The sequence below is a fragment of the Mycobacterium liflandii genome (assembly GCF_022354805.1).
In the GTDB taxonomy this organism is placed as follows: Bacteria; Actinomycetota; Actinomycetes; order Mycobacteriales; family Mycobacteriaceae; genus Mycobacterium; species Mycobacterium marinum.
In genome coordinates this window covers 5,141,811-5,154,347 of the sequence record NZ_CP023138.1, presented here as the reverse complement: position 1 = coordinate 5,154,347, position 12,537 = coordinate 5,141,811, and the positions used below count along the sequence as shown (strand labels likewise).

General features: G+C 65.5%; 9 protein-coding genes and 5 pseudogenes. 9 read left to right on the top strand and 5 right to left on the bottom strand.

The features are described from left to right. The first annotated feature begins 126 nt into the window (after positions 1-126). Positions 127-618 carry a beta-class carbonic anhydrase gene (locus CKW46_RS22850; RefSeq protein ID WP_011741665.1) on the top strand — a complete coding sequence of 164 codons (492 nt, stop codon included), beginning with the start codon at positions 127-129 and terminating at the stop codon, positions 616-618. Positions 619-625: 7 nt separating this feature from the next. Here CKW46_RS22850 and CKW46_RS22845 read toward each other — a convergent pair. After that, a pseudogene (locus CKW46_RS22845) lies at positions 626-925 on the bottom strand (PaaI family thioesterase); the annotation flags it as partial. Between the two features lie 145 nt (positions 926-1,070). Here CKW46_RS22845 and CKW46_RS22840 point away from each other — a divergent pair. Then, positions 1,071-2,274 (top strand): annotated as a pseudogene (locus tag CKW46_RS22840) (ISAs1-like element IS2404/ISMul1 family transposase). Positions 2,275-2,279: 5 nt separating this feature from the next. Here CKW46_RS22840 and CKW46_RS22835 read toward each other — a convergent pair. Next, positions 2,280-2,438: pseudogene (locus tag CKW46_RS22835) on the bottom strand (PaaI family thioesterase); the annotation flags it as partial. Positions 2,439-2,610: 172 nt separating this feature from the next. On the opposite strand from CKW46_RS22835, the gene cysD reads away from it, so the two are divergent. The 3 genes from cysD (at position 2,611) to CKW46_RS22820 (ending at position 5,987) form a co-directional block, all read left to right on the top strand. Further along, the gene (gene cysD, locus CKW46_RS22830; RefSeq protein WP_174524070.1) at positions 2,611-3,558 is read left to right on the top strand and encodes a sulfate adenylyltransferase subunit CysD; all 948 of its coding nucleotides are present in this window, start codon (positions 2,611-2,613) and stop codon (positions 3,556-3,558) included. After that, positions 3,558-5,408 (top strand): adenylyl-sulfate kinase, encoded by a 1,851-nt coding sequence (gene cysC, locus CKW46_RS22825; protein ID WP_117437556.1) that lies wholly within the window; start codon positions 3,558-3,560, stop codon positions 5,406-5,408. The genes cysD and cysC overlap by 1 nt, the downstream gene beginning before the upstream one ends. A gap of 93 nt (positions 5,409-5,501) precedes the next feature. After that, positions 5,502-5,987, top strand: coding sequence for an Rrf2 family transcriptional regulator (locus tag CKW46_RS22820; RefSeq protein WP_012395710.1), 486 nt, complete (start codon positions 5,502-5,504; stop codon positions 5,985-5,987). Here the strand turns inward: CKW46_RS22820 and CKW46_RS22815 are convergent. Together CKW46_RS22815 and CKW46_RS22810 are read right to left on the bottom strand one after the other, a co-directional pair. After that, positions 5,984-6,373, bottom strand: coding sequence for a VOC family protein (locus CKW46_RS22815; RefSeq protein ID WP_011741660.1), 390 nt, complete (start codon positions 6,371-6,373; stop codon positions 5,984-5,986). The two genes, CKW46_RS22820 and CKW46_RS22815, sit on opposite strands and share 4 nt — an antisense overlap. 92 nt (positions 6,374-6,465) lie before the next feature. Beyond that, positions 6,466-6,879, bottom strand: a pseudogene (locus CKW46_RS22810) (VOC family protein). Between the two features lie 39 nt (positions 6,880-6,918). Here CKW46_RS22810 and CKW46_RS22805 point away from each other — a divergent pair. Together CKW46_RS22805 and CKW46_RS22800 are read left to right on the top strand one after the other, a co-directional pair. Next, entirely contained in the window at positions 6,919-7,806 is an 888-nt protein-coding gene (locus tag CKW46_RS22805) for an LLM class flavin-dependent oxidoreductase (RefSeq protein ID WP_117437555.1), read from the top strand. A 97-nt stretch (positions 7,807-7,903) separates the two neighbouring features. Then, positions 7,904-9,304 (top strand): PE family protein, encoded by a 1,401-nt coding sequence (locus CKW46_RS22800; RefSeq protein ID WP_499018303.1) that lies wholly within the window; start codon positions 7,904-7,906, stop codon positions 9,302-9,304. An 8-nt stretch (positions 9,305-9,312) separates the two neighbouring features. Here CKW46_RS22800 and CKW46_RS22795 read toward each other — a convergent pair. Continuing rightward, positions 9,313-11,056: pseudogene (locus tag CKW46_RS22795) on the bottom strand (NAD-binding protein). 264 nt (positions 11,057-11,320) lie between these two features. On the opposite strand from CKW46_RS22795, the gene CKW46_RS22790 reads away from it, so the two are divergent. Both CKW46_RS22790 and CKW46_RS22785 read left to right on the top strand, forming a co-directional pair. Further along, positions 11,321-11,857: an NUDIX domain-containing protein gene (locus tag CKW46_RS22790; protein WP_020788166.1), complete on the top strand. Its 537-nt coding sequence runs from the start codon at positions 11,321-11,323 to the stop codon at positions 11,855-11,857. A gap of 150 nt (positions 11,858-12,007) precedes the next feature. Beyond that, entirely contained in the window at positions 12,008-12,535 is a 528-nt protein-coding gene (locus CKW46_RS22785; protein WP_012395704.1) for an Rv2253 family sensor-like surface protein, read from the top strand. Positions 12,536-12,537: the final 2 nt, after the last annotated feature.

Here is a 12,537-nt window from a genome sequence, read left to right as displayed (position 1 = left end):
GGTGGGTCGATCGCTTTGCGATCCTGCTGATTTTCACCGGTGAAATTCGGGCATTCGGTTGTTAAACTCCTGCGCGGCTTCGCTTTGTGTAGCAAATTTTCTGCCGGGACATATAAGGAGACGTGCGTGACGGTTACCGACGACTACCTGGCTAACAACGCGGATTACGCGAGTGGCTTCGAAGGTCCGCTGCCGATGCCGCCGAGTAAACACATTGCGATCTTGGCCTGCATGGATGCGCGCCTGGACGTTTATCGCCTGCTCGGCATCAACGAAGGCGAAGCGCACGTCATTCGCAACGCAGGGGGCGTGGCCACCGACGACGCCATTCGCTCATTGGCGATCAGTCAGCGGCTACTGGGGACCCGAGAAGTCGTGCTGATTCACCACACCGACTGCGGTATGCTCACTTTCACCGATGACGACTTCAAGCGTGGAATCCAGGACGAGACCGGAGTCAAACCCCCGTGGGCGGCCGAGGCGTTCCCGGATGCGGCGGAGGACGTCAAGCAGTCGCTGCGCCGCATCGAGAACAGCCCGTTTGTCACCAAGCACGTCTCATTGCGCGGCTTTGTTTTCGACGTCGCCACCGGCAAGCTCAACGAGGTCACGCTCTAGCGCGACATCAACCCACCTTGTAGGTCGCCAGGGCCTTGGCGAGCAGCGTGCCTTCGGGGTCGACGATCTCGGCCTCGCAGTTGACCAAGGAGCGCCCACGCCGCAGCACCCGGCCCACCCCGATCACGTCTGTGGCCCGTGCCGGCGCCATGAAGTCCAGCGCCAGCGACACCGTGACGCCGCGCAGCTCGGGCGGCGCCTGCCCGCTGCACCAAGCGGCGGCCATGACCGTCAGGTCGGCAAGGGTAGCGATGGCCCCGCCGTGCACCATGTCGCCGATCGTGACGTTGGACGGGTCCCACGGCAGCCCAGGGCTCCGGCGTTGTTGATTAGCAGGCTTGTGAGCTGGGTTGATGATCTTTGGTGCCGCGCTATTGGGGCCGGAGTGTAGGCACGGGCTATCTGGAGAACGATCGAGTTGGTTACTGTTCGTCGTTGGTCTGGAGTTGCCCGTGCCTACGGTTTCAGTATTGCCTGTGTCGTCGGTTCCAGAGGTGTTCGACCGCTGGAGTCCTGGTGAGCGTAGCGAGCTCATCGGATCGGAGTTTCTCGATGTGTTGGTCTCGGTGCCGGACCCGAGGGACCCACGCGGTCGGAGGTATTCGCTGATGGCTTTGTTGGCGATCGCGGTTCTGGCCACTGCCGCGGGGATGCGCGGCTATGCTGTTTTTGCCACATGGGCGGCCACCGCTCCCGATGATGTGTTGGCCCAATTAGGGGTCCGGTTCCGGCGGCCCAGTGAGAAGACCTTCCGCGCTGTTTTGTCTCGGCTAGACCCCGCCGACCTCAACGCCAGGATGGGCAGTTACTTCACTGCACACGTGGCCAGCAGCGACCCCAGTGGATTGGTGCCGATCGCGTTGGACGGCAAGATGCTGCGTGGTGCCTTTACGCGCCAAAGCGACAGCCACGCATCTCGTGTCGGTGTTCGCCCACCGTGCCCGATTGGTGCTCGGTCAACTCGCTGTCGCCGAGAAAAGCAATGAAATTCCCTGCGTACGTGCCCTGCTCACGCTGCTGCCGGGTAGCTTGCGGTGGCTGGTCACCGTGGATGCGATGCATACCCAGGTCGTCACCGCGAAGTTGATCTGCGCCACCTTGAAGTCGCACTACCTGATGATCGTCAAGTCCAACCAAGCCAAAATACTTGCGCGTATCACCGCGCTGCCCTGGGCCGAGGTGCCCGCAGCCGCTACCGACGACTCCCGCGGCCACGGCCGTGTCGAGACCCGCACCCTGCAAATCATCACCGCTGCACGAGGAATCGGCTTCCCCTACGCAAAACAAATCATCCGGATCACTCGTGAACGCTTGATCACCGCCACCGACCAGCGCAGCGTGGAGGTGGTCTATGCCATCTGCAGCCTGCCGTTCGAGCACGCCCGCCCTACCGCGATCATGACCTGGATGCGTCAACACTGGGGAATCGAGAACAGCCTGCACTGGATACGCGACGTCACCTTCGACGAAGACCGTCAAAGGGCACATACCGGAAACGGCGCACAGGTCCTAGCAACGCTACGCAACACCGCGATCAATCTGCACCGCCTCAACGGCGCCGACAACATCGCCGAAGCCTGCCGGATCACCGCTTTGACCGCCAACCGCCGCCTAGACCTCCTCAATCCACAATTCCCCAGCTCACAAGCCTGCTAATCAACAACGCCGGAGCCCTGCCACGGCAGCCGAAGCCGCACCTCATCGGCACCGAGGTGATCTGCGACGATTCCCAGTTTCGTGACGAACGGCGACTGCGGCAGAAACTGCGCGATGACGTCCCGACCGCTGGCATTGTCGGCCGAACCTGAAGCATTGGACATCCGTCCATGCTGGCGTATCGACGACGGCTGGAAAAGAAGTTCCCAAAGCTGCCCGCGCGCTTCCCAATAGTTTCATTGACAGCGGCAGGGCAGGACTGGTTCCGTAGGTAACATTAGCAATAAGTATGGTCAGTTCTACCAAAATTATCAGGTATTGAGTTTCTGATTCTGCATGTTAGGTGAAGCCATGACCACCAGTGGTGTAACAACGGGCCCCGCCGTCGGCCAGTACGAATTGAGTCATCTGCGCTCGCTGGAAGCCGAGGCGATGCACATCATTCGTGAGGTGGCCGCCGAGTTCGAACGTCCGGTGCTGCTGTTTTCCGGCGGCAAGGACTCCATCGTGATGCTGCACCTGGCCATCAAGGCGTTTCGTCCTGGGCGGCTGCCGTTCCCGGTGATGCACGTGGATACCGGCCATAACTTTGACGAGGTCATCGCGACCCGCGACGAGCTGGTCGCAGCGTCAGGAGTGCGGTTGGTGGTGGCATCGGTGCAGGACGACATCGACGCCGGCCGGGTCGTCGAGACCTTCCCGTCGCGCAACCCGATGCAGACCGTGACGCTGCTGCGTGCCATCCGGGAGAACCGGTTCGACGCGGCGTTCGGGGGTGCCCGCCGCGATGAGGAGAAGGCGCGCGCGAAGGAGCGGGTGTTCAGTTTCCGCGACGAGTTCGGCCAGTGGGACCCCAAGGCGCAGCGGCCGGAGCTGTGGAATCTCTACAACGGACGCCACCACAAAGGCGAGCACATCCGGGTGTTCCCGCTGTCCAACTGGACCGAGTTCGACATCTGGTCCTACATCGGCGCCGAGCACATCACGCTGCCGTCGATCTACTTTGCGCATCGGCGCAAGGTGTTCAAGCGAGACGGCATGCTGTTGGCCGTCGATCGGCACATGCAGCCCGGCGCGGACGAGCCGGTGTTCGAGGCGACGGTGAGGTTCCGCACCGTCGGGGACGTGACGTGCACCGGATGTGTGGAATCGGAGGCCGCAACCGTTGCGGAGGTCATCGCGGAGACCGCCGTGGCGCGGCTCACCGAGCGGGGGGCGACCAGGGCCGACGACCGCATTTCCGAGTCTGGAATGGAAGACCGCAAACGGCAGGGGTATTTCTGATGTCCGCATCCACCACGCTGTTGCGCCTGGCAACCGCCGGCTCCGTCGACGACGGTAAGTCCACGCTGATCGGGCGCCTGCTGTATGACTCCAAGGCCGTGATGGAAGACCAGTGGGCCTCGGTGGAACAGACCTCAAAGGAACGTGGTCACGAATACACCGACCTCGCGCTGGTCACCGATGGCCTGCGGGCCGAGCGTGAGCAGGGCATCACCATCGATGTCGCCTACCGCTATTTCGCTACTCCGAAGCGGAAATTCATCATCGCCGACACCCCGGGGCACATCCAGTACACTCGCAACATGGTTACCGGTGCGTCCACCGCGCAGCTGGTGATCGTGTTGGTCGATGCCCGGCACGGCCTGCTGGAACAATCACGCCGGCACGCCTTCCTGGCATCGCTGCTGGGCATTCGTCACCTTGTCCTCGCCGTCAACAAAATGGACCTGATCGGTTGGGACAAGGCAAAATTCGAGGCGATTCGCGACGAGTTCCACGCCTTTGCCGCCCGCCTGGATGTGCAAGACGTCACCTCCATCCCGATGTCGGCGTTGCATGGCGACAACGTGGTGACCAAATCGGACCAGACGCCGTGGTACGAAGGGCCCTCACTGCTGTCCCATCTCGAAGAGGTCTACATCGCCGGTGACCGCAACCTGGTTGACGTGCGATTCCCGGTTCAGTACGTCATCCGGCCGCACACCTTGGAGCACCAGGACCATCGCAGCTACGCGGGCACCGTCGCCAGTGGGGTGATGCGCCCAGGGGATGAGGTCGTTGTCCTGCCGATCGGCAAGGCGACCCGGATCATCGCGATCGATGGCTCCAACGGTCCGGTGCCGGAAGCATTTCCGCCGATGGCCGTCTCGCTGAGCCTGGCCGACGAGATCGACATCTCGCGTGGCGACATGATTGCCCGAACCAACAACCAGCCCAGAGTCGCGCAGGACTTCGACGCAACCGTGTGTTGGATGGCGGATTCGGGGGTGTTGGAGCCAGGGCGTGACTACGTCATCAAGCACACCACCCGGACCACCCGCGCAAGGGTCACCGCGCTGGACTACCGGCTTGATGTCAACACCCTGCATCGCGACAAGACGGCAACTGCACTGAAGCTCAACGAACTTGGTCGCATTTCGCTGCGTACCCAGGTGCCGCTGTTGCTCGACGAATACACCCGAAACTCGAGCACGGGTTCTTTCATTCTCATTGACCCGGACACCAACGGTACGGTCGCGGCGGGCATGGTGTTGCGCGACGTCTCGACCCACACACCGAGTCCGAACACGGTGCGCCACCAGTCGCTGGTCACCACGACGGAGCGGCCGCGGGGCAGGACCGTCTGGCTCACCGGCCTGTCGGGTGCCGGCAAGTCGTCGGTGGCCATGCTTGTCGAGCGCAAGCTGCTAGAAGAAGGCGTCGCCGCGTACGTCCTGGACGGCGACAACCTACGACACGGATTGAACGAGGACTTGGGCTTCAGCATGGCCGATCGCGCGGAGAACCTGCGTCGGCTGGCCCATGTCGCGGTGCTGCTCGCAGATTGTGGTCATGTCGTCTTGGTTCCGGCGATCAGCCCGCTGGCCGAGCATCGTGAGTTAGCTCGCAAGGTGCACACCGACGCCGGATTCGACTTCGTCGAGGTGTTCTGTGACACCCCGCTGGCCGACTGCGAGCGGCGCGATCCCAAAGGTCTGTATGCGAAGGCGCGTGCGGGTGAGATCACCCATTTCACCGGGATAGACAGCCCCTACCAGCGCCCGAAGCATCCTGACCTGCGCCTCACGCCGGCACGTAGCGTCGACCAGCAAGCGCAAGACGTCATCGACTTGCTCGAGCTGCGGCCCTAGTTCGGTCGCCTCGGCGGGCTGGATTCCCCGGCTCTTTGCAGCAACATCTGGCGTCGCGTCTGGTAACCGGGGGCGGATGGCACAATCCTGAGCATGCGGATGTCGGCCAAAGCGGAATATGCGGTGCGCGCGATGGTCCAACTTGCGACAGCCGACAGCGGGACGGTGATCAAGACCGAGGACCTGGCGCAGGCTCAAGGCATACCGCCGCAGTTCCTCGTCGACATCCTGACCAACCTGCGGACCGACCGCCTGGTACGCAGCCACCGCGGGCGCGACGGTGGCTATGAACTGGCGCGTCCCGGGACCGACATCAGCATCGCCGACGTGCTGCGCTGCATCGACGGGCCCCTGGCCAGCGTTCGTGACATCGGGCTGGGCGACCTGCCCTACTCCGGGCCCACCACGGCGCTGACCGATGTCTGGCGGGCCCTGCGCGCCAGCATGCGATCAGTGTTGGAAGAGACGACGCTGGCCGATGTCGCCACGGGGGCGCTGCCCGGACACGTCGCGAAACTCGCCGACGCCTACCGGGCGCAGGAGTTCGAGCGGCACGGCTCGGCGCGCAGCGGCGACTAGGAGCCTGAGCCGTACGGTCGGGTGAGGATCTCCATCGAGTGCCCGGCCGGGTCGGGGAAATACACCCCACGACCCCCATCGCGGTGGTTGATTTCGCCGGGACGTCGGGCACCCGGGTCTGCCCAGTGCGGCAAGCCGCGCGAGGAGATCTTGCCGTAGATCTCAGTGAATTCCTGCTCGGAGACGAGGAACGCATAGTGCTGGGGGTGAATCTCCACGTCCTCGGGCACATCCGCGAAGTCGAGGCTGGCGTCGTGCTCGAGCGCGACCACCAGGAAGGGGCCGAATGTCACTGGACTCGGCAGACCCAACAGCTCTGCCAGAAACTCCGCGGATTTTCGCTTGTCGTGTGACGCGACAATGGTGTGGTTGAAGCTGATGGCCATCGTTACCCCTGTCCGTGCCGAGCGTGCGTGTCGGCACCTCGACACGCCGTTAACGCTGACATTTCGCGCACGCTCGCAAGCCGCCCGGCCGGCTACTTGGGTGCGGTGAGTTCCAGAGCGATGTTGTCGGGATCGCGGAACTCCAGGATGTAGGACGGACCAATGTCCTTGACGGGCTCGTGCGCAATGCCGAGATCATCCAGATGCGCTGCCGCACTATTTAGTTCGTCGATGCTGCCCACTCGGAAGGCGATGTGGTCCAGGCCGACTCGATTCTCGTTGAAGCTGTCATTGGCGACCGGGCGCAACCCCAGTAGTGCCCCGCCGAGGTCGTAGATCACCCCGCCGTACAGAAACGCCAGCTGGCGCCGTGTTGCCTCGTCGGCGTTCGCGGGAAGCTCGATCAGCACGGGTCACTCGAAGACGCTCTCGTAAAACCGCCGCGATCGCTCGATGTCGGTAACGGTGAGCCGGACGTGCCCGATTGATGTGCTCGATACACCAATCCGCCCCATGCTGCCAGAATCGCGATTGTGCAGATAGCTATGACGATGCCGGTAATGGAGCCCGATCTGGACGCGAATGTGCTGAAGACCTGGGCGCGTGCCGTCGACGAAGGCCCGTTCTCCGCGCTGTGCTGGGGCGAGCGGATCGCATTCGACAACCCCGACAGCTCGACCCTGCTCGGGGCATTGGCCGCCTGGACCGATCGGGTGCGGTTGGTGACGACCGTTATTGTGCCGCAGTTGCATGACCCGGTCATGCTGGCCAAAGCGCTGGCCACCGGCGACATGTTGAGCGGTGGGAGGTTGACCGTGGGAATCGGGGTGGGAGGTAGGCGTGAGGACTACCTCGCCGTCGGGGCCGACCCCAAGACCCAGACGATGGGCGGAATGGCAACGCGGGTGGCAGTCATGAAGCGGGTGTGGGCGGGTGAGCAGATCAGCGAGTCGGTGCGGCCCGTCGGACCCCTACCGGTCCAGCCGGGAGGCCCGCCACTGCTGGTCGGCACCATCGGGCCCAAGACCCTGCGCAGCGCCGCACCCTGGGCCGACGGTCTAGCGGGTACCACCCTGGACCTCGACGTCGCCAAGCAAAATGAGCTATTCGACGTCGCGCGGGCCGCGTGGGCGCAGGCGGGCAAGCCCAAGCCGCACCTGGCGACGTCGTTCTGGTTCGCTTTCGGGCCGCAGGCCGACGCGCGCGCACAGGTGCATCGGCATCTGCGGCGCTACATGAATTGGATCCCGGCCGAGTACGTCGATGCGATGGCGCCCACGACGGGCTGGGCGGGCAGCGAAGACGAGCTGCTTGCCGTGCTGCGACGGTTCGAAGAGATCGGCACCGACGAAGTCCAGCTCATCCCGACGTCCTCGGACGTCGATCAACTTCGTCGGGCAATCGATGTGGTGACGAGGTTCGGTGCGGCCTGAGTCCTGGGTCGGCGAACACGTCAGGTAGACCCTGGCTGTCGCGGGTGCGCGGCGATACGCTGTTGTTGCTCGCGGCGGCGCAGCCAGGAGGCTAGCAATGTCTTATTTCATTGCTGTACCGGACGAGTTAGCGCTGGCGGCAACGGAATTGGACAGCATCGGTGCGGCTCTCAGCGTTGCCAACGTGGCCGCGGCGCTCCCGACGACGGGGATACTGGCCGCCGGCGCAGATGACGTGTCCACGGCAATCGCGGCGTTGTTCGCCGGCCATGCGCAGGCCTATCAGGCGCTCAGCACCGCGGCGAGCACGTTTCATACCCAGTTCGTGCGGGCGCTGAACCTTTCCGGCGGCGCCTATGCGGCCGCCGATGCGGCCAACGCCTCGCCACTGCAAACCCTCGAGCAAGACCTGCTTGGCGTGCTCAATGCGCCCACCCAGGCGCTACTGGGACGTCCTCTGATCGGCGACGGCGCCGATGGGACGGCACCCGGGCAAGGCGGCGGGGCTGGGGGACTGCTGTACGGCAACGGCGGTAGCGGTGCGGCGGGCACAAACACCGGGGTGGCCGGGGGTGCCGGCGGGGACGCCGGGCTGATCGGCAACGGCGGCTCCGGTGGCGCCGGCGGCGGCGGTGCGGCCGGGGGCGCCGGAGGCAACGGGGGCTGGTTGTTCGGTGCCGGTGGCAACGGCGGCTTCGGAGGAGCCGCCACCGGTCTCGGTCCCGGTGGAGCCGGTGGCCATGGTGGCCATGGCGGCTGGTTGTACGGCAGTGGCGGCACGGGTGGTGACGGCGGGTTCGCCAAAGGCGGCAACGGCGGAGCCGGTGGCGCAGGCGGGGACGCCGGGCTGCTCGGCGCCGGCGGATCTGGCGGGACCGGTGGTGCGGGTGCGACAAGCGGTCCTGCCAGTTCGCACTTCGCCGGTGGCGCTGGCGGCGCCGGAGGCCACGGTGGGCTGCTCTATGGCGACGGCGGGACCGGCGGATTCGGTGGGGACGGCGGGGTGGGCGGCGCCGGCGGAGCTGGTGGTGGCGGCGGGGCAGCCGGACTGGTGGGCGCCGGCGGCGCCGGCGGGAACGGCGGGGCCGGGTTGGGCATCTTGGGTGAGGCTGGCGGCAACGGCGGCGGCGGAGGCGCGGGCGGCCTGCTGGTGGGTGCCGGCGGTGCGGGAGGTGCTGGTGGCGACGGCGGGCTACAGCTCAGCAGTTTCGTGGGGCCAGGTGGGTCCGGCGGCGATGGCGGGGCGGGTGGTACCGGAGGGTGGCTCTATGGCGACGGCGGCGGCGGTGCCGGCGGATCCGGCGGGAACGGATTCGGGACGATCGGTGGCACTGGCGGGTCCGGCGGGCGCGGTGGCGATGCCAGGCTGATCGGCAACGGCGGCGACGGTGGAGCCGGGGCGCCCGGCGGCAACAGCGCGCCGCCCGGCGACGGTGGGGTTGGCGGGGCCGGCGGAACGCTGTCCGGTACTCCCGGCGCTACCGGCGCATCGGGGTGAGAGCCGGTTCAGTTCGGCCGGTCCAGCGGGCCAACGTTGTCGACCGTCGCCACTTCTGGCCAGTGCCCATCGCCGCTGGCGGGCTGCTGGGGAGGCTGTCCCTTGCGCAACGTCGCCAACAGTTCGCGATACGGGCCGACGAGATAGGCGGTGTCTCCGGCCCGCAGCCGGGTGTCGCGGCGCGGATGTAACTGTGGCGGCTCGTCGGGGCGGGTGATCGCAATGACGCGGGTTCCGGTGACAAGCTCACGCATTGACAGACCATCGAGTTCGCTTTGCGCTGACACGTGCATCCCGCCCACCATGAATGAGCTTTGTCCTACCGAGAACGTGCCCAGCACCTGCAACCCCATCGCGGCGCCAATGAACCAGGCGCGGCCAATTCGACAGTGGAGCGCACGCTCTCGAAGTCAAACCGCTGGGCAACCGCGCCTCCCAGCTCACGGTCATAGACGCGCAGGACAAGCGGGATATCGCGACGATTGGCTTTCACCGCGCCCAACATTTCCCGCAGCACGATCCCGGTCTCGATATTGACCATGTCGTCTTGCGTCAGTACCGCCATCGCGCGGGCGTGGGCGATGCAAGCCGATTCCAGCGTTTGCGGCAGCGTCGCGTCGCCGAAGATGACGGGCACGTCCAGCTCGGCCGCCGACTCCAGAAAGCGGCTGTTCTCGTCGAGCTCAATGACCGCGACGTCGTAACCGGCGGCGATCAGATCCCTGACCACCCGGATGCCGAATGAACCCAGTCCGACGACGATCACGTGGTTGCGCAGCTGGCGTACCCGCCGCCGGCCCGCCGAGCGGGTGAAGCGGCGCGACAGCAGCAGGTCGGCGATGAATGCGACCAGGATGGCGGTGGTGGTCACACCGGCGAACATCAACGTAATGCTGAATACTCGCAGCCAGGGGTGCTGGTGGGAGAAGCTGAAGTCGCCATAGCCCACCGTCGCGATGGTCTCGGTGCTGAAGTACAGCGCATCGAGCCACGTCATCCCCGGAGGGTGGCGGTAGGCAAAGCGCAACAAGGTCGTTGATACGGCCAGCAGCGTCGCCATCGCGGCCAAAGCCTTGAAGAACATCGGGTTGACGTCGTTGCGCAGCGCGCGTGCCGCATCGGAGATCTGCTGAAGCCGCAGCAGACGAAAACGCGTCGAGGTCGGTCGGGGAACCTTGATGCCGCGGGCGGCCAAGTCTTCGGCGGTGCCGACCATCGCCGTCTCGTCGCCGGCATGGACCCGCAGGTCGCGCCCCGGGCAGGTCAACACCTCACCGGGGGTGGGCGAGTTTTTTCCCGGACCACCGCCACCGGGGCCAGATCGCCGTAGATCTCGCGCAGGGTCGCATCCCGCGGCGCCTCCGCGCGCCAGACGACGAACTCGATGCCGGCGGCCTCGAACGGGTGCACGGTGCGGGCCAGACACGCCTCGACGACCGATGGCGCGGCAAGGTCGGCAACGTCAAGGATCGCTCCCGGACCGTTGTCAGCGGCCATCGCCTCACGCAGCACATCGTTGGCCAGTCGGGCCACCACTCGTACGTGCGGGTCGGCTCTTCTTGCCAACAATGCGATTTCGAGGTTTCGCGCGTCGTCGTCGCCGGCGCAGATGACCGCGATGGCCTGAGCGAGCTGGGCGTCATTGAGCTCGTCGCTGTCCAGCTTGAGGATGGTGACGCCGGCGCTGTTCAGCTCCTCGACAATGGTGTTCGCTAGCGCGTCGTCGCCGCTGACGATGATGTGACGCCGCATGCTCACAGGTCTCGCCGTGGTCCGGGATCGTTCGGCATAGGTACACCCACCTTTGTTGGTGTTCGCTGTTCGCGCTCACTTATGCGCACCGTACAGATTTCAACCAGCCCGCACGGTTTGCGCAACCGCAACCGTCGCCGAGAGACGGGCGCAACGGGTTTGCCGGCGCCGCCGGATCGGCGACAATGGTGTGTCCTCGACCCCGCCTGGGGCCCACCCGATGCGGTTGCCGGCGCCACGAGTGTCGGTAGTGATACTGGCTGTGTGCCCTTCATCGAACCCGTCGCTTCCCGGGAGATCTACCGCAACCGCTGGATGGTGCTCCGTGAGGACGACATTCGCCGCCCGGACGGCAGTCCCGGCATCTACGGCGTGGTGGACAAACCGGCCTATGCGCTTGTGATCGCGCACGACGGGAACCGATTCCGATTGGTCGAGCAGTTCCGCTATCCCGTCGGTGCGCGGCGGTGGGAGTTTCCGCAAGGGACCGCTCCCGACTTGTCCGACGTCGAGCCGGCCGAGCTGGCGGCGCGCGAACTGCGCGAGGAGACCGGACTACGAGCGGCGTCGTTTGTGTCGCTCGGTCAGCTCGATACCGCCCCGGGACTGACCAGCCAGCGCGGTTGGGTGTTCCTGGCTACCGGAATAACCGAGGGGGAGTCGGAGCGCGAGCACGAAGAACAGGACATGCGCAGTGCGTGGTTTGCGCGCGACGAAGTCGAGCAGATGATCCGCACCGGAGGGATCGTCGACTCCCAGTCGATCGCCGCCTACGGCATGTTCCTGCTGCATCGGGGATAGTCCTGCCGCCGGCGTCTGGCGGGCTGGCAGCGCAACCTCGTTGCGCCAACGCGATCGGAGTTGTCGCGTGCGTGCCCCACCCATCCGGCCGTAGTTGTTGCACACGATCGTGTCCCCGCTGAGATCGCACCGCGTCCTGCAAGCCGCACCATGGACACGATGCGTGCGCGATCGAGGCTTCGCCTTCAGGTGTTAGGGGTGCTCGGCGGCATCGCGGCCGCGATGTTCGCGCCACCGTCGACTCCGGCACACGCCGCCATGCCCATGTGGAACGGGAAATACTCGCTCGTGCGCTACGCCGAACAAAAAGCCGGCACCAGCATGGCCGCCAGCCAGATGGAACCAACGTTTAGCGCCGACTACGTCTTTGTCACCGCTTGTTCGGCCGAACAGTGCGTTGCCACCGCCACCAACGGGCCTACCCCGAAGAATCCGACCTTGCCCCAGCCGTCCCGCTACTTCTGGGATGGGGCCAAGTGGGTGGAACGCTTCGACTTTCAATGGGACTGCTACATGGGTGAAGGCGCTGCCAAAGTGTGGGCACCGGCGAGGTCGTGGGCCTATTACGCGCCTCAGCCGGACGGGTCGCTGCGCGGCACCTGGCACACTGACATTGTCGGCGGCCCCTGCCAGGGCACGGTGCAAATGCCGGTAGCGGCGCTTCCCGCTGGATCGTGAGG

Excerpts from the sequence above, each read along its gene's own strand:
- cysD (WP_174524070.1), top strand. The coding sequence starts at position 2,611 with ATGTTAGGTGAAGCCATGACCACCAGTGGTGTAACAACGGGCCCCGCC.
- CKW46_RS22820 (WP_012395710.1), top strand. The coding sequence starts at position 5,502 with ATGCGGATGTCGGCCAAAGCGGAATATGCGGTGCGCGCGATGGTCCAA.
- cysC (WP_117437556.1), top strand. The coding sequence starts at position 3,558 with ATGTCCGCATCCACCACGCTGTTGCGCCTGGCAACCGCCGGCTCCGTC.
- CKW46_RS22805 (WP_117437555.1), top strand. The coding sequence starts at position 6,919 with ATGACGATGCCGGTAATGGAGCCCGATCTGGACGCGAATGTGCTGAAG.
- CKW46_RS22815 (WP_011741660.1), bottom strand. The coding sequence starts at position 6,373 with ATGGCCATCAGCTTCAACCACACCATTGTCGCGTCACACGACAAGCGA.
- CKW46_RS22785 (WP_012395704.1), top strand. The coding sequence starts at position 12,008 with ATGGACACGATGCGTGCGCGATCGAGGCTTCGCCTTCAGGTGTTAGGG.
- CKW46_RS22800 (WP_499018303.1), top strand. The coding sequence starts at position 7,904 with ATGTCTTATTTCATTGCTGTACCGGACGAGTTAGCGCTGGCGGCAACG.